Origin of the sequence: Pseudarthrobacter phenanthrenivorans (assembly GCF_036455295.1) — a bacterium.
Lineage (GTDB): Bacteria > Actinomycetota > Actinomycetes > Actinomycetales > Micrococcaceae > Arthrobacter > Arthrobacter phenanthrenivorans_C.
Genome location: NZ_JAYXNX010000008.1, coordinates 179,550 through 195,154 on the forward strand (window position 1 = coordinate 179,550; position 15,605 = coordinate 195,154).

The following is a 15,605-nucleotide window of genomic DNA, read 5'->3' on the forward strand; positions in this document are numbered from 1 at the left end:
GGACTGTTGCCGCGGGTAGGCTGGTTCGGTGACGATCAAGGGCAACCCCGGCAAGGGCAGCAGCGGAACGGACCGGGGCTGGGCCGACCGTGCCATCCGCACCATCACGGCGGAAAACAACCGCTCTGCGGACACCCACCTCTACTCGGTGCCACTGCCGCAGCACTGGGGCATCGAGCTCTACCTCAAGGATGAATCCAGGCACCGTTCGGGCAGCCTGAAGCACCGGCTGGCCAGGTCCCTGTTCCTGTTCGGCCTGGTGAACGGATGGATCCGGGAGGACACCACCATCGTGGAAGCGTCCAGTGGCAGCACAGCGGTCTCGGAGGCGTACTTCGCCCAACTGCTGGGGCTTCCCTTCGTCGCCGTCATGGCGCGCACCACCAGCCCGGAGAAGATCGCGCTGATTGAACAGTTCGGCGGCTCGTGCCTGCTGGTGGAAAACGCCTCTGACGTTTATGCCGTAGCCGAGGAAACAGCAGCCACGTGCAACGGCCATTACATGGACCAGTTCACGTACGCGGAACGGGCTACGGACTGGCGCGGCAACAACAACATCGCGGAATCGATTTTCGGCCAGCTCAGCCTGGAGCCGCACCCGGTGCCGGACTGGATCGTGGTGGGGGCCGGCACCGGGGGAACCAGCGCCACGATCGGCCGCTACCTGCGCTACCACTCCCATCCCACCCGGTTGCTGGTGGTGGACCCGGAAAACTCCGCCTTCTACCCGGGCTGGCTGGGCGAAACAGCCGGGAAGCCCGCCGGCCTGCCCTCCCGGATCGAAGGCATCGGCCGGGCCAGGATGGAGCCCAGTTTCATCCCCACGGTGATCGACAGGATGGTCCAGGTACCGGATGCCGCCTCGATCGCCGCCATGCGGCACCTGCATTCCTACGCCGGCCTGCACGCCGGACCGTCCACCGGCACCAACCTGTGGGGAGTCTGGCAGACAGTTGCCGGGATGCTCGCGGAAGGGCGCCGGGGCAGCATCGTTTCCTTGATGTGCGACGGCGGGGAACGCTACGCCGGCAACTACTGGAACCGGGACTGGCTGGCTTCCCAGGGGCTGGATCCCGCGCCGTACGAAGCAGTCATAGCCAGGTTCCTGGACACCGGGGAATGGACGGCCTAAACCTCCACTGATTCGCGGGCGGCCAGATGCCGGTACTCCGTGCCGTACTTGGCGCCGATCCGCTTCACGTGGCCTTCAACGATGCCCAGGCCGTTGTCGTTGAGCAGCCCGTCGTGGATCTGGAACGCCCGCGGCGCCCGGACGCCGATGACGAAGTCCACCACCTCCGCGGACTTGCTCCACGGTGCGTGCAGCGGCACCAGCAGCGTCTGTACCGTGATGCCGTCCGGGATGATGAATGAGTCCCCCGGGTGGTACACGTTGTTGTCCACCAAAAAGCCGATGTTGGCCACCATGGGGATCTGGGGGTGGATCAGGGCGTGCTGGCCGCCAAAGCTGCGGATATCGAATCCGGCGGCCTGGAAAGTCGATCCGGGTTCCACGGTGTGGATGCGGTCCGCGGCGGCCGCGGCCTCCGCCCGCAACTGCCCCGCCACGCCCTCCGGGGCGTGCAGCACCAGGTCCTTGTCATCCTGGAGGGCCTTCACCACAGCCGGGATGTCAAGATGGTCTGCGTGTTCGTGGGTCACCAGGACAACCTGGGCCCCGGCGAGCGCCTCGGCAGATTCGGAGAACGTGCCGGGATCAAGGACCAGGACCCCGCCTTCCTTCTCGAGCCGGACACAGGCGTGGGTGTATTTGGTCAGCTTCATAGCGCCAGCCTAGGGTCCGCCGCGGAAGCCTGTCCACGATGCTCCGGCTGGTAATCTTGATGTCTGCCCCCCACGGAAGCGAGTTCGTCCATGCCGATCGGCGTCAAGGCTGATTCCGCCGCCCCAACCCCGGCAGGAGCTGGCAAGGAACAGCGCGTCACCAAACAGCGCAAGGCCGTCAGCGCAGCCCTGGACGATCTGGATGACTTCGTCAGCACCCAGGAGCTCTACCGCATCCTGCAGAACCAGGGCGTCTCCGTTTCCCTCGCCACTGCCTACCGGATCCTGCAGTCACTCGCCGATGAGGGCCTGGTGGATGTGCTGCGCAACGGTGACGGCGAGGCCGTGTACCGGCGCTGTGCGGTGACCGGGCACCACCATCACCTGTTGTGCAGGAACTGCGGCAAGGCAGTGGAGGTTGAAGCACCCGCCGTGGAAACATGGGCCGTGCGCACTGCAGCGGAGCACGGGTTCACGGAGGTGGACCACACCGTGGAAATCTTTGGCCTGTGCCCGGACTGCACCTCGCTCAAGGCTGCCGGGAAGCTGTAAGGACGCGTCCGTTGATCCCCCGGGCAGCCCGTACGGACCCGAAGACCCGGCACACCACGTAGATCAGGAATGACAATGTGGTCACGTAGGGGCTGATGGGAATCCGTCCACCCAGCGCCAGCAGGATCCCTCCGACCGTTGCGGTGACCGCGAAGACGACGCTCAGGACCACCGCTGCGACCGGCGAGGACGTGACGCGCAGGGCCGCGGCTGCCGGAGTGATCAGCAGGGCCAGTACCAGCAGGGCACCCACCACCTGGATGGACAGCGCCACGCTGACGCCGAGCACGATCATGAACACCACCGCGAGGGTACGCACTGGCACTCCCCTGGCCTCGGCAAGGTCCGGGTCCACGCTGGCAAAGTTCAGGGGGCGCCAGATTGCCAGCAACACAAGCATGATGACGACGGCGGTGCCGGCCAGTACCTGGAGCTGGACCGTGTCCACTGACACGATCTGCCCGGTCAGCAGGCCGAACTTGTTGGCGGCGCGGCCTTGGTACAGCGACAGGAAGAGGATTCCAAGGCCCAGGCCGAAGGGCATGATGACGCCGATAATGGAGTTCTTGTCCCGCGCCCGCACACCCATAATGCCGAGCAGCAGGGCAGCGGCCACCGACCCGATGAGCGAGCCAAACACCACGTCCGCGCCGACCAGCAGGGCAAAAGCAGCCCCGGCGAAGGACAATTCGGAGATGCCGTGGACCGCGAAGGCAAGGTCCCGCTTCATTACGAACGTTCCCACCAGGCCGCCCAGGAGGCCAAGGATGGCGCCGGCCCAGATGGAGTTCTGGACGAGGACCAGCAGTTCGCCGTAGTTGTCGAAGTTGAAGATGGCACCGAGAATGCTGTCCACGTCCATCAGGCCACCTCCCCCGCCAGCGAATCCGCACCGTGGTGGTGCGTAGTGGCGTCGGGCAGCCCGACGACGACGATCCTCCCGTTGGCGTGGATGACCTCCACATTGCTGCCGTAGAGGTCCGAGAGCACTTCGGTGGTCATGACCTCGTCCGGCGTTCCCACACGGAAACGTCCACCCGCCAGGTAGAGCACCCGGTCAACGTATTCGATGATCGGGTTGATTTCGTGGGTGACGAATACTACGGCGGTGTTGTGTTCGCGGCTTTGCTGATGGATGAGGGCGCTGACTGCCTGCTGGTGGTGCAGGTCGAGGGACAGCAGCGGCTCGTCGCAGAGCAGGACCTGCGGGGCGGTGGCCAGGGCCTGCGCCACGCGGAGGCGCTGCTGCTCTCCGCCGGAGAGCTGGCCTACCGGGACCTTGGCGTAGTCGTCGGCTCCCACCATGTGCAGCAGCTGGTCCACTTTCCGTTTGGCTTTACCGGGTTGCAGCCGGATTCCCCACCGGTGGCCGTCAACTCCCAGGGCCACCAGGTCGCGGGCCCGCATGGGGGTGTCGGGCGGGAAGGACTTCTGCTGGGGTATGTAGCCGATCAGGCTGCTGCCGCGTTCAACCGGACGACCGCCCAGCTCTGCCTGTCCTGAATGCAGTTTCTGCAGGCCAAGCAGGACCTTCAGGAAGCTTGTTTTCCCGCTGCCGTTGGGGCCCAGCACGGCGAAGAACTCTCCGGGCCTGATGTCCAGGTCCAGGTCCTCCCAGAGCGTGCGCTGGCCGAACTTGAGGCACGCCCCTTTAAGGCTGACGACGGATTTCACCTATTTTGTCTCCAGAACCTTGCTGATGTTGTTCACATTGTCCGCCATCCACTGCAGGTAGGTCTTGCCTTCAGGCAGTGTCTCGGTGAAATCGACCACCGGCACACCCGCACCTTCGGCCGCCTTCTTCAGGGCCTCCGTCTGCTGGCCTTCCGTCTGGGCGTTGTAGGCGAGGAAGCGCACCGACCCGGATGCCACCAGATCCGTGGCCTCCTTCATGACTGCGGGCGGAACGTCGCTGCCTTCTTCAATGGCTGCTGTGTATTGCCCGGGCGTCGCGTTCACCAGGCCTGCATCCTGCAGCAGGTACAGCGGGACGGGTTCCGTGACGGCCACCTTCCCGTTGGCCGCAGCAGCCTTGACCGAGTCCAGCTTGGACTGCAGACCTGCGAGGGATGACTTGAATGATTCAGTGTTGGCTGAGAACGCAGCGGCAGAGCCCGGATCCAGTGCGGACAACTTGGCCGAGATGCTGTCCGCCACGCGCTCCATGGCCGGCAGGCTGTACCAGACGTGCTCGTTGATGTCGCCGTGGTCGTGTGCCTCAGCCGTGGCCGTCCCGGCCGCCGAAGGCCCGGCCGCGGATTCCCCGGGGTTGGCAAGCCCCGAGATGTCGACGGCGGTCAGCACCGAAGCGTCGCCAGCCTTGCTGCTCTCCACCAGGGTGTGGAGAAAGCCGTCGTAGCCGCCGCCGTTTTCGATGATGAGTTGCGCCTTGGACACGGCCAGCCGGTCCTGCGCGGTGGCCTCGTAGGAGTGCGGATCCTGGGCGGCATTGTTAATGATCGAGGTGACCTTGACCTTGTCACCGCCGATTGTCCGGGCGATATCGCCATAAACGTTGGTGGACGCCACGACGTTGATTCCCTGCCCCGCCTGCTGGGTCTGCGAAGACTGGGAGCCGCAGCCAGTCAGCAGAAAGCCAAAACCTGCAAGGACGGCAAGGAAGGACTTGGCAGCGGCTGGACGGCGCACGGGAAACCTCAGTTCACAGATGGGGTGGCAACAGCACCAGCCTATACCTAAATGCGAATGATTCCTATTTAGCTTTCTGGCGGCCCTGACGCTGACCTTGGCCTGGCACCGCCCCTCCCGTGCGGGAGGGGCGTACCGCGTCAGCCGCCGTTGGTCTGGCCCAGGCGCCGGATACCCCTGGCCTGGGTTGCGTCCCGGATCTCGCCCACCAGCTGTTCGATCACGTCCTCAAGGAAGAGGACGCCCCTGGTATTGCCGTCGGGGCCGATGACGCGCGCAAGGTGGGAACCTGTCCGCTGCATCACCGACATGGCCTTTTCGATCTCGTCGCCCAAAGCCAAGTTGGCCAGTGAGCGGACCCGGGCCTCGGCAATGGGCAGGCCGTAGGCAGACTCGGGGATGGACAACACATCCTTGACATGGAGGTAGCCATACAGCATGTCCTCATCGTCCAGCATGGGGAACCGGGAGAAACCGGTCCGGCTGACGGCTTTTTCAAACTCCACCGGGGTAGTGGAAGCCGGCAGCATGACCAGGCTTTCCAGCGGCACCATGATGTCCTCCGCCGTATGCTCCGAGAACTCGAGCGCGCCGGTGATGACCCCGGCGTCGTCGTCCACCAGGCCGTGGCGGGTGGACTCCTGCACGATCGACTGCACTTCCTCCAGCGTGAAGGAGGATGTCACCTCGTCCTTCGGCTCAATCCGCACCAACTTCAGCATGTGGTTGGCGGTCCAGTTGAGGACAGAGATGACGGGATGGACCAGCCGGGAGATGAACAGGAGCGGCGGCGCCAGGAACAGCGCCGCTTTGTCCGCCACGGACACCGAGATGTTCTTGGGCACCATCTCGCCGAAGGTGACGTGCAGGAAGGTCACCAGCATCAATGCCACTGCGAAGGCGGCAACGTCCGCCGCTTCCGAGGGCAGGCCCACCGTCTCGATGGGGACGGCGAGAAGGTGGTGTATCGCCGGTTCCGCCACCAGCAGGATCAGCAGGGAGCAGACGGTGATGCCCAACTGCGCACAGGCCAGCATCAGGGAGACGTTCTCCATGGCGCGCAGCGTGGTCTGGGCCCGTTTGGACCCTGTGTCGGCCAGTGGCTCGATCTGGCTGCGGCGCGCGGACATGATGGCAAATTCAGCAGCGACGAAAAACGCGTTGCCGAGCAGGAGGACGCCCAGCCAAAGTATTCCGGCCCAGTCGCTCATGGTTTGCTCCTGCCATCGGCGTCCTGCTCAGCCGGCTCCTCCGAGGGGTGGAAGCAGATGCGGTCGATCCTGCGGCCGTCCATCCTGGTGACGCTGAGGGTCCCGCCGTTCACCGTGACGGTATCGCCTGCCACCGCAATCCTGCCGAGCTGGCTCATGACATAGCCGCCCACGGTTTCGTAGGCCGCCTCGTCCGGGACGGTCAACCCGGGGATCTGCTCGGACAGCTCATCCGGCCGAAGGAGGCCGGGAAAGTACCAGTCACCAGAGGCACTTTGCAGGAGTCCGGGACGGACCCGGTCGTGTTCGTCCGCCACCTCGCCCACAATCTCCTCCACCAGGTCCTCAAGGGTGGCAATGCCGGCGGTTCCGCCGTATTCGTCCAGCACCACGGCCAGCTGCAGGTTTCCCTCCCGGAGCTCCGCCAACAGCGCATCCAGGTGGATGGTCTCGGGCACGCGCAGGACCTCCGTCATGATGGCGCCGGCCTCGAGGTTCTGCCGGCGTTCCGAGGGAACAGCAACGGCCTTTTTGATGTGCACCAGCCCCCGGATGTCATCGGCCGACTCCCCAATGACGGGGAACCGCGAATACCCGGTCCTGCGGGCAGCGTCCACGACATCCGAGACCGGCTGGTCCGCGTCGATCGTCTCCAGGCGGATACGGGGCGTCATCACGTCAGCCGCGGTCCGCGTGGAAAAGTTCAACGTCCGGGCGATGAAGTTGGCGGTCCCGGCGTCGAGGGTGCCCATTGCGGCGGACCTGCGTACCAGCGAGGCAAGCTCCGCAGGCGTCCGGGCGCCGGAAATCTCCTCTTTGGCTTCCAGTCCGAAGACGTTCAGGATTCTGTTGGAAAACCCGTTGAGGAGCACGATGGCCGGCTTGAAGATGGTGGTGAACACCAGCTGCGGCCCGGCCAGCGCCCGGCCCACCGGGAACGCAAGCGCAATGGCCATGTTCTTGGGCACCAGTTCGCCGAGGAGCATGGACAACAGTGTTGCCACCACCATGGCCAGGATCAGCGACGCGGACTGCACCGCCACGTCGGGAAGTCCGACGGCGGCCAGCGGCACTTCGAGCAGGTGGCCCACGGACGGTTCCATGACGTAACCGGTGAGCAACGTGGTCAGGGTAATGCCGAGCTGGCAGCTGGACAGCTGCGTGGACAGGGACTTGAGGCAGGCGAGCAAAGGCACTGCGCGGGTGTCGCCGTCGTCAATTGCACGCTGGACGGTGGGCTGGTCCAGGGCGATGAGGGAGAACTCGACGGCCACGAAGAACCCGGTGCCGGCGATCAGCAGCAGGCCTGCTGCGAGGAGAAGCCACTCCATTCAACATCCCGCCTGGGATATGGAGGATGACCGGACGCCGGTCAGCTGGAGGGGGTAAAAGCTGTTTCGTCCCGGCGGAGGATGGTCGGCAGACGCCGATGCCTGGTCCGTGCGGGCTGCGGCAAGCTGTGCCGTTGGCTGGTGATGGGCGCGTTGTCGGGGTTTGCCGGCTCTGGGGGCGGACTGCGCGGCGCTTCTCTTGGAGCTCCGCTGACAGCGCCCAGGCCGGCACCTAGATTTACTGTCCATAAGAATTTCAGTCTACAGGAGCGCCCCTGCCGCCGGACCGCGTCGTGAGCACAGGGCCGGCGCTTTAAAGCGGTGCATCCAGCGTCCCGCACCGTGCTGCCACTGACCGTCCGGCCCCTATATTTCGGCCCTGGTTCGTCACTTCATGATTTGGGTCACCCTTATTGGCAGTTAACACAGAATGCTCACTAGACTTGCAAAGGTCCGGGTTCAGCGGACAGAGACTGGTTCGAACGTAGTGCTGAAGCACCGGGGGGCCAAAGAGAAATCAAACTCATGGAAGAGGCGTATTTCAAGTGCCAGAGCAGCCAAGCCACCGTCTACCAGAGGAATTTGGCGGAAACGAGTGGCTCGTTGACGAACTGTACGAGCAGTACCAGCAGGACAAGAACGCCGTGGATGCCAAGTGGTGGCCCCTGTTCGAATCCTTCGACTCGGGCAACGGTTCTTCTTCCAATGGAAATTCGGCGCATGCCGCCAACCCTCCCACGCGGGAACTTCCCGTCGTAAAGCCGGCCCCGGCAGCGTCGCCGGCCGCAGCCCCCGCCGCTCCCCCCGCACCGCCTGCTGCCGCTGCCCCGGCGCCTGCCGCACCGGCAGCAGCCCCCGCCCCGGTCAAGAAGGCCCCCGCCACGGAAGCGCGCGACGGCGGCAAGAAGACCGAAGCCGGCACCGGCTCGCAGCCCATCCCCGCCCAGCTTCCCAAAAACGTCAAGGCTCCCACCGCTCCCGAGGAAGACGTTGTCTCCGTCCTTCGCGGACCGGCCAAGGCGATCGCCACCAACATGGTCACCAGCCTCGAGGTGCCCACCGCCACCAGTGTCCGTGCCATTCCGGCCAAGCTGCTCATCGACAACCGCGTGGTCATCAACTCCAACCTTGCCCGCGCCCGCGGCGGCAAGGTTTCCTTCACCCACCTCATCGGCTACGCCGTGATCCGGGCGCTTTCCCAGTTCCCGTCGATGAACGTCTACTACGACGAGGTGGACGGCAAGCCCGTCGCCGTCCAGCCGGCACACGTCAATTTCGGCATTGCCATCGACATGCCCAAGCCCGACGGCAGCCGCCTGCTGATGGTTCCGAACATCAAGAAGGCTGAAACCCTCAACTTCGCCGAGTTCTGGCACACCTATGAGGACCTCATCAAGCGGGCCCGCAACGGCAAGCTCACCGCCGAGGACCACCAGGGCACCACCGTGTCCCTCACCAACCCGGGCGGCATCGGCACCGTACACTCCGTGCCGCGCCTCTCCAAGGGCCAGGCTGCCATCATCGGCGTCGGCGCCCTCGACTACCCCGCTGAATTCCAAGGTGCCAGCGAAAAGATCATCGCCCAGAACGCCATCAGCAAGGTCCTCACCCTGACCTCGACATATGACCACCGCGTCATCCAGGGCGCCGGCAGCGGCGAGTTCCTCAAGCTGGTCCACCAGCTCCTGCTGGGGGCGCAGAACTTCTACGACGAGATCTTCGAAGCACTGCGGATCCCCTACGAGCCCGTCCGCTGGAGCCCCGACCTGCAGGTGGACCCGGCCGATGAGATCAACAAGGTAGCCCGGATCCAGCAGCTGATCCACTCCTTCCGCGTGCGCGGCCACCTCATGGCGGATACCGATCCGCTGGAGTACGTCCAGCGCAAGCACCCCGACCTCGACGTCCTCACCTACGGCCTGACCCTCTGGGACCTGGACCGTGAATGGCCCACGGGCGGCTTCGGCGGCAAGCCCATGCTGAAGTTCCGCGACATCCTCGGCGTTCTGCGCGATGCCTACTGCCGCACCACCGGCATCGAGTACATGCACATCCAGGAGCCTGCCGAGCGCAAATGGTTCCAGGACCAGCTGGAGCACCCTTACTCCAAGCCCAGCCGGGAAGAGCAGCTGCGGATCGTTTCCAAGCTGAACGCCGCCGAGGCCTTCGAAACCTTCCTCCAGACCAAGTTCGTGGGCCAGAAGCGCTTCTCCCTCGAAGGCGGCGAGTCGCTGATCCCGCTGCTGGACGCCATCATGTCCGACGCTGCCGACGACGGCCTGGACGAGGTTGCCATCGGCATGGCCCACCGCGGCCGCCTCAACGTCCTGACCAACATCGCCGGCAAGACCTATGCCCAGGTATTCCGCGAGTTTGAAGGCACCCAGGATCCCCGCTCCGTGCAGGGTTCCGGCGACGTCAAGTACCACCTGGGCACTGAGGGCACCTTCACGTCGGACAACGGCAAGGAGACCAAGGTCTACCTCGCGGCCAACCCGTCGCACCTGGAAGCCGTCGACTCCGTGCTCGAAGGTATTGTCCGCGCCAAGCAGGACCGCCTGGACCAGGGCGAGACGTTCCCCGTGCTGCCCATCATGGTTCACGGTGACGCCGCCTTCGCCGGGCAGGGTGTGGTGGCTGAAACGCTGAACCTGTCCCAGCTCCGGGGTTACCGCACCGGCGGCACCATCCACATCGTGGTCAACAACCAGGTGGGCTTCACCACCGCCCCGTCGTCGTCGCGTTCGTCCACGTACTCCACGGATGTTGCCAAGATGATCCAGGCACCGGTCTTCCACGTGAACGGCGACGACCCCGAGGCAGTGGTCCGCATCGGCCAGCTCGCCTACGAGTTCCGGCAGCGTTTCCACAAGGACGTTGTCATTGACATGGTCTGCTACCGCCGCCGCGGCCACAACGAGGGTGACGACCCCTCGATGACCCAGCCGCTGATGTACAACCTGATCGAAGCCAAGCGCTCCGTCCGCAAGCTGTACACGGAGTCCCTCATCGGCCGTGGAGACATCACCGAGGAAGAAGCCGAGCAGCTGCTCCGCGACTACCAGGAACGGCTGGAGCGGGTCTTTGCCGAGACCCACGCCGCCCAGACCTCGCCGATTCCGATCGTGACGGCGGATTCCGCTGCTGTGTCCGACATCGAACGGCCCATGGCCCAGCAGTCCGATTCCAGTGTCAGCGCACCGGCCTCCACTGCCATCAGCGCCGAGACCCTGGCCCGGATCGGCAAGGCGCACGTCGAGATTCCTGACGGCTTCACGGTCCACCCGAAGCTGAAGCAGCTGCTCGAAAAGCGCGAGCAGATGTCCCGCGAGGGCGGCATCGACTGGGGCTTTGGCGAGATCGCTGCCTTCGGCTCCCTGATCATGGAGGGCGTCCCCGTCCGCCTGGCCGGCCAGGACTCACGCCGCGGCACGTTCGTGCAGCGCCACGCCGTCTTCCACGACCGCGCCAACGGCAAGGAATGGCTGCCGCTGGGCAACCTTTCCGACAACCAGGCAAAGCTGTGGACCTACGACTCCCTGCTGTCCGAATACGCGGCCATGGGCTTTGAGTACGGCTACTCGGTGGAACGCCCGGACGCCCTTGTCCTGTGGGAAGCCCAGTTCGGCGACTTCGTCAACGGTGCGCAGACCATCATCGACGAGTTCATCTCCTCGGCCGAGCAGAAGTGGGGCCAGCGCTCCTCGCTGGTCCTGATGCTTCCGCACGGCTACGAGGGCCAGGGCCCGGACCACTCCTCCGCAAGGATCGAACGCTTCCTGCAGCTGTGCGCGGAAGACAACATGATCGTGGCCAACCCCACCACCGCGGCCTCGCACTTCCACCTGCTGCGCCGCCAGGCATACAGCCGCCCGCGCAAGCCGCTGATCATCTTCACGCCCAAGCAGCTGCTGCGCCTGAAGGCTGCCGCCTCCTCCGTGGAGGACTTCACCAACGGCACCTTCCGTCCCGTCATCGGTGAGCATGAGCAATTGCCGGCAACCGCCGTCGAACGCGTCATCCTCGTCTCGGGCCGCCTCTACTACGATCTCCTGTCCACCCGGCAGAAGACCGGCGACAAGACCACGGCCATCATCCGCGTGGAGCAGCTCTACCCGCTGCCGCACGCTGAGATCGCTGCGGAACTCGCCAAGTACCCGAACGCAGAAGTGGTCTGGGCACAGGATGAACCCGCCAACCAGGGCCCGTGGCCGTTCATCGGCCTCCACCTGCCGGATGTCCTTGACCGCCGCGTCCGCCTCGTTTCCCGCCCGGCCTCGGCCTCCACGGCCGCCGGGTCGATGAAGCGGCACGCAGCGGAGCAGGATGTCCTGCTGAAGCAGGCATTTGCTCGGAAGTAAGCAGTAAGGCTGCCCGGCCGGACGTCGAAATACCAGACTCCGGCCGGGCAGTTCTGTTTAATGGATGGACAGCGCCGCAACCTCCGCAGCCGCGGCGGCTGCTGCCGCACAATGTAACCCGTACCGAAGTAAAGAGGAACGCGTGGAAGACAGGAAGCTGCGGATCGCAGCTGTAGGAGACGAACTGCTGGCCGGACTGGGCGATCCCCGGGCACTTGGCTGGCTGGGCCGCGTCCTGGCCCGCACTCCCCAGGACGGTATGGTGCTCGAAAGCTATGCGCTCCCCTGTCCGCAGGAAGGTACCGAAGGGCTCGCGGCGCGCTGGCTCGACGAAGCAGGGCGGCGCTTCAGCGGCCAGGCAGAAAACCGGCTGGTCATCGGCCTGTCCGGGCGCGACATCGAATTCGGACTCTCCACTGCCCGCAGCAGGCTGAACCTGGCCAACATTCTGGACTCTGCCTCGCAGAACAGGATCGAAGTTTTCGTCGTTGGGCCGCCTCCCACGCTTGACCCGGCGCAAAACAGGCGGCTGGATGAGCTGAACACCGCTTTCGCCGACGTCACCACGCGCCGCAAGCACCTCTATGTCGACACCTTTTCCCCCCTGCTGAACCATGAACAGTGGCGCCAGGACCTGGCTGCGAACGGCGGGACGCCGGGCCAGGCAGGTTACGGGCTCATGGCGTGGCTGGTGCTGCACCGCGGCTGGTTCCAGTGGCTGGGGTTGGACGCGCCGCAGTAAATGCACGTCGAGACGTATTGACCCGTCCAGTAACCGGCGTTAAGTTGAACGGACGCGATATATCGTCTTCTGGAGGGGACCTTGAGCGAGGAGAACTGGACCGTCACAGGCCCGCAAACCATTGAGGTCAATGACGTTGCCGCACTGAAGCTGGGCATTGTCAAAGGCAGGTTCGAGATCCTGCCCCACGCGGGCACGGCAGTCCGGCTGGAGGTTTCAGAGGTGGACGGCGATCCCATCGCCGTGCACGTGGGCGATGGCAGGCTGGAGGTCCGGCATCAGCTCCATGGGGCCCAGGGGTGGTTCAGGACCCTCATGGAAACGGTCAACCACAACAGCGAGAATTCCGCGGTCGTCAGCATTTACGTCCCCGCAGGCATCGATGTGGAGGCGGGCACCGTCAGCGGCGAAGGTCTGGTCACCGGCATTTCCGGCCGCGTCCAGCTCAACAGCGTCTCGGGCACTATCACCGCCGAGGGCACCACCGGCGAACTTGCGGTCAACACGGTCAGCGGGCGGGTGGAGGTCACTAACCACTGCGGAGTCCTCACGGCCAAGAGCGTCTCCGGAGAGGTCAACGCCTCGGGCCACTTCACCCATGTCCGCACCAACACAGTCACCGGGCACCTCAATTTCGACCTGCTCGGTTTCACGCAGGATTTCGGCTCCAACTCCGTGGCCGGCGACCTGGCCATCCGGCTGCCCCACGACGTAGGCGCCGACATCGTGGCCAAGTCAGCCGGGGGCGCCGTGGTCCTGGACGGCCACCAGTGCATCCTCGCCAACGGCAAAGTGGAGACCATTTCCGGTCCGGACGCACAGCTGATGCTCGTCCGCACCAACTCCGTCTCGGGCAAGACCTCCATCAGCCATGCTGCCGCACCAGCAGAGGGCGCCCGGGACACAACAAACTGATGCCACCGGTGTTCGCCCGCGGCGCGTTGCGCCTCTACCTTCTGGCCCTGCTCGAAAGCGGCCCCAAACACGGCTATGAGCTCATCAAGGCACTGCGGGACCGGTTTTCCGGGGCCTACTCCCCAAGCGCCGGGACCATCTATCCCCGACTGTGCAAACTCGAGGCGGATGGCCTTGTTGCCACCGAACCGGCCGGACGACGCACCAACTACCGCCTCACCCCCGCCGGCCTCGCCGAACTGAACCGGCGGCGGGAGGATGTCGCCGGAGTGGAGGAACGGATCGCCGCCAGCGCCCGGCGGCTGGATATTGAGCTGGTCCTGCAGCAGTTCAACGACGGGCTGCAGGCGGACCTGCACCGCCGGGCCCTGCATGGCCCCCTCACCCCCGCCGTCGTGGAGACGGTCAGGACCGCGCTGGATCGTGCCCGGGCGACGATAGCCGGTGCGCTGGAGCCCTAGAACAACGACGGGCGCGTACAACCGCAGGTCATTGCCCCTTCCCGGTTCGCGGGCCGCCACATGATGTGGGAGACTGGAGGGCAGCTCTTTTGAGTACCAACAGTAAGGAGGCCAGCTATGAGCAAGCGTGCACGCAAGCGTCGTGACCGTAAGCGTGGCGGCGCGAACCACGGGAAGCGCCCCAACACCTAGGCAAATGCCAGGAACTACGGTTCAAGCGAAGGACCCCGCAAGCCACTCGGCTTACGGGGTCCTTTGCTGTTGGTGGTCCTGGCCCGGCAGGACGTGCTGAATCTACGCTTCGACGCTGCGGATGGAGTGGATCCGGTCCAGGATGGCGTTCTTCAGGTTGTCCGGAGCGGATTCCTTGCAGGAGCGCTTGACCATGTTCCGGATGACGCACTCAAGGTCATACTGCTCCGTGCACTCAGGGCACTCGTCAAGGTGGTTCTTGATCTCGGTCAGATCCTCGCGGGTCAGTGCCCCGTCAAGGTATTCGTAGATGCGTTGCATCCGGGTATCGTCGCAATCGCCCAATCCCTGGCAGTCGCTCATTTCCTGTTCTCCTGTGCTTTGCTTCCTGCCGCATCCGGCGTATCCGCGGCCGTTTTGAATCCGCGCTCAGCGGCATATTCCGCGAGCATGTCCCGCAGCATTCGCCGGCCGCGGTGGAGCCGGGACATCACGGTGCCGATAGGTGTGTTCATGATGTCCGATATTTCCTTGTAGGCGAAGCCCTCCACGTCAGCGAAGTAGACGGCCAGGCGGAACTCCTCCGGGATGTCCTGCAGGGCCCGCTTGACGTCCGAATCCGGAAGATGGTCCAGCGCCTCAGCCTCGGCCGATCGCAGGCCGCTTGAGGTGTGCGATTCGGCCCGGGCAAGCTGCCAGTCCTCGATGCTGTCCGAGTTGGACTGCAGGGGCTCGCGCTGCCTCTTGCGGTAGAGGTTGATGTACGTGTTCGTCAGGATCCGGTACAGCCATGCCTTGAGGTTGGTCCCCGGCTTGTACTGGTGGAAGGCCGAGAACGCCTTGGTGTAGGCCTCCTGGACCAGGTCCTCCGCGTCCGATGGGTTTCGCGCCATGCGCATGGCCGCTGAATACAGCTGGTCCACGTACTGCATGGCGTCACGCTCAAAACGCAGGCGGCGCTGCTCCACGGACTCCGCGGAGACGTCCAGGGTGCCGTCATCGCTGGACGCTTCAGCGTCCAGCGGCACTGCCGCTGACTGGCCGGCGGGCGGGGGAGCGCTGCCTGCCCTGCCGTTCACTTCGCCGGGGGAAGCCTCATACATGGCCGCGACGGCCGGATCCAGGGTGTTCATTGCCTTCAAGTCTACTGTCAGGCTTCCGGACCGGGACATGCCGTACTCCGGCGCCCCGGCTGCCAGCTTGTCCACGGCCACCGGGCCCGCCTGTCTGGTTCCGTCCAACACCTTCCCCAAGGGCCAACTCCGCTCTGTTTCGGGTGGATGATCTCCAGGTCCCCTGTCGCGGACCCGACATGGACAACCGCCTCCCACGGGCAAATATTCCCCAAAAGTGCAAGACTAGGACCGACTCCGCCGCTTGCCGCGGCTCGTCCATCCAGGAGGAAA

Annotated in this window: 15 protein-coding genes; 7 read left to right on the forward strand and 8 right to left on the reverse strand. The window is 64.9% G+C overall.

The window, feature by feature from the left end:
• Positions 1-28: 28 nt before the first annotated feature.
• Complete coding sequence (locus tag VXJ37_RS12545) at positions 29-1,132, forward strand: PLP-dependent cysteine synthase family protein (RefSeq protein ID WP_331323345.1); 1,104 nt, start codon at positions 29-31, stop codon at positions 1,130-1,132.
• Here the strand turns inward: VXJ37_RS12545 and VXJ37_RS12550 are convergent.
• Positions 1,129-1,785, reverse strand: a complete 657-nt coding sequence (locus VXJ37_RS12550) for an MBL fold metallo-hydrolase (protein ID WP_331323346.1) — start codon at positions 1,783-1,785, stop codon at positions 1,129-1,131. The genes VXJ37_RS12545 and VXJ37_RS12550 overlap by 4 nt on opposite strands.
• 90 nt (positions 1,786-1,875) lie before the next feature.
• Between VXJ37_RS12550 and VXJ37_RS12555 the strand changes: the two genes are divergently transcribed.
• Positions 1,876-2,337, forward strand: a complete 462-nt coding sequence (locus tag VXJ37_RS12555; RefSeq protein ID WP_331323347.1) for a Fur family transcriptional regulator — start codon at positions 1,876-1,878, stop codon at positions 2,335-2,337.
• Here the strand turns inward: VXJ37_RS12555 and VXJ37_RS12560 are convergent.
• The 5 genes from VXJ37_RS12560 to VXJ37_RS12580 form a co-directional block, all read right to left on the reverse strand.
• Positions 2,315-3,199 carry a metal ABC transporter permease gene (locus tag VXJ37_RS12560; RefSeq protein WP_331323348.1) on the reverse strand — a complete coding sequence of 295 codons (885 nt, stop codon included), beginning with the start codon at positions 3,197-3,199 and terminating at the stop codon, positions 2,315-2,317. The genes VXJ37_RS12555 and VXJ37_RS12560 overlap by 23 nt on opposite strands.
• Positions 3,199-4,011, reverse strand: coding sequence for a metal ABC transporter ATP-binding protein (locus VXJ37_RS12565; protein WP_331323349.1), 813 nt, complete (start codon positions 4,009-4,011; stop codon positions 3,199-3,201). Before VXJ37_RS12565 ends, VXJ37_RS12560 begins: the two co-directional genes overlap by 1 nt.
• Complete coding sequence (locus tag VXJ37_RS12570; protein WP_331323350.1) at positions 4,012-4,986, reverse strand: metal ABC transporter solute-binding protein, Zn/Mn family; 975 nt, start codon at positions 4,984-4,986, stop codon at positions 4,012-4,014.
• Positions 4,987-5,126: 140 nt separating this feature from the next.
• Entirely contained in the window at positions 5,127-6,197 is a 1,071-nt protein-coding gene (locus VXJ37_RS12575) for a hemolysin family protein (protein WP_331323351.1), read from the reverse strand.
• The gene (locus VXJ37_RS12580; RefSeq protein WP_331323352.1) at positions 6,194-7,528 is read right to left on the reverse strand and encodes a hemolysin family protein; all 1,335 of its coding nucleotides are present in this window, start codon (positions 7,526-7,528) and stop codon (positions 6,194-6,196) included. Before VXJ37_RS12580 ends, VXJ37_RS12575 begins: the two co-directional genes overlap by 4 nt.
• 545 nt (positions 7,529-8,073) lie before the next feature.
• Between VXJ37_RS12580 and VXJ37_RS12585 the strand changes: the two genes are divergently transcribed.
• The 5 genes from VXJ37_RS12585 to VXJ37_RS21190 all read left to right on the forward strand — a co-directional run bounded on the left by VXJ37_RS12585 (position 8,074) and on the right by VXJ37_RS21190 (position 14,199).
• A complete protein-coding gene (locus tag VXJ37_RS12585) occupies positions 8,074-11,889 on the forward strand; it encodes a multifunctional oxoglutarate decarboxylase/oxoglutarate dehydrogenase thiamine pyrophosphate-binding subunit/dihydrolipoyllysine-residue succinyltransferase subunit (protein WP_331323353.1) in 3,816 nt (1,271 codons plus the stop codon).
• Positions 11,890-12,031: 142 nt separating this feature from the next.
• The gene (locus tag VXJ37_RS12590; RefSeq protein WP_141942156.1) at positions 12,032-12,631 is read left to right on the forward strand and encodes a GDSL-type esterase/lipase family protein; all 600 of its coding nucleotides are present in this window, start codon (positions 12,032-12,034) and stop codon (positions 12,629-12,631) included.
• A gap of 81 nt (positions 12,632-12,712) precedes the next feature.
• Positions 12,713-13,546, forward strand: a complete 834-nt coding sequence (locus VXJ37_RS12595; protein WP_331323354.1) for a DUF4097 family beta strand repeat-containing protein — start codon at positions 12,713-12,715, stop codon at positions 13,544-13,546.
• Entirely contained in the window at positions 13,546-14,007 is a 462-nt protein-coding gene (locus VXJ37_RS12600; RefSeq protein ID WP_331323355.1) for a PadR family transcriptional regulator, read from the forward strand. Before VXJ37_RS12595 ends, VXJ37_RS12600 begins: the two co-directional genes overlap by 1 nt.
• A gap of 117 nt (positions 14,008-14,124) precedes the next feature.
• Positions 14,125-14,199 carry a 50S ribosomal protein bL37 gene (locus tag VXJ37_RS21190; RefSeq protein ID WP_369299106.1) on the forward strand — a complete coding sequence of 25 codons (75 nt, stop codon included), beginning with the start codon at positions 14,125-14,127 and terminating at the stop codon, positions 14,197-14,199.
• 102 nt (positions 14,200-14,301) lie between these two features.
• On the opposite strand, the gene rsrA is transcribed toward VXJ37_RS21190, so the two are convergent.
• Both rsrA and VXJ37_RS12610 read right to left on the reverse strand, forming a co-directional pair.
• Positions 14,302-14,562 (reverse strand): mycothiol system anti-sigma-R factor, encoded by a 261-nt coding sequence (gene rsrA / locus VXJ37_RS12605; protein WP_141942165.1) that lies wholly within the window; start codon positions 14,560-14,562, stop codon positions 14,302-14,304.
• The gene (locus VXJ37_RS12610; protein WP_331323356.1) at positions 14,559-15,332 is read right to left on the reverse strand and encodes a sigma-70 family RNA polymerase sigma factor; all 774 of its coding nucleotides are present in this window, start codon (positions 15,330-15,332) and stop codon (positions 14,559-14,561) included. Before VXJ37_RS12610 ends, rsrA begins: the two co-directional genes overlap by 4 nt.
• Positions 15,333-15,605 lie beyond the last annotated feature (273 nt).

What these genes read in the sequence shown, in the direction of transcription:
- VXJ37_RS12575 (WP_331323351.1), bottom strand. Translation starts at nt 6,197, where the DNA reads ATGAGCGACTGGGCCGGAATACTTTGGCTGGGCGTCCTCCTGCTCGGC.
- VXJ37_RS12600 (WP_331323355.1), top strand. Translation starts at nt 13,546, where the DNA reads ATGCCACCGGTGTTCGCCCGCGGCGCGTTGCGCCTCTACCTTCTGGCC.
- VXJ37_RS12580 (WP_331323352.1), bottom strand. Translation starts at nt 7,528, where the DNA reads ATGGAGTGGCTTCTCCTCGCAGCAGGCCTGCTGCTGATCGCCGGCACC.
- VXJ37_RS12560 (WP_331323348.1), bottom strand. Translation starts at nt 3,199, where the DNA reads ATGGACGTGGACAGCATTCTCGGTGCCATCTTCAACTTCGACAACTAC.
- VXJ37_RS12555 (WP_331323347.1), top strand. Translation starts at nt 1,876, where the DNA reads ATGCCGATCGGCGTCAAGGCTGATTCCGCCGCCCCAACCCCGGCAGGA.
- VXJ37_RS12610 (WP_331323356.1), bottom strand. Translation starts at nt 15,332, where the DNA reads ATGAACACCCTGGATCCGGCCGTCGCGGCCATGTATGAGGCTTCCCCC.
- rsrA (WP_141942165.1), bottom strand. Translation starts at nt 14,562, where the DNA reads ATGAGCGACTGCCAGGGATTGGGCGATTGCGACGATACCCGGATGCAA.
- VXJ37_RS12550 (WP_331323346.1), bottom strand. Translation starts at nt 1,785, where the DNA reads ATGAAGCTGACCAAATACACCCACGCCTGTGTCCGGCTCGAGAAGGAA.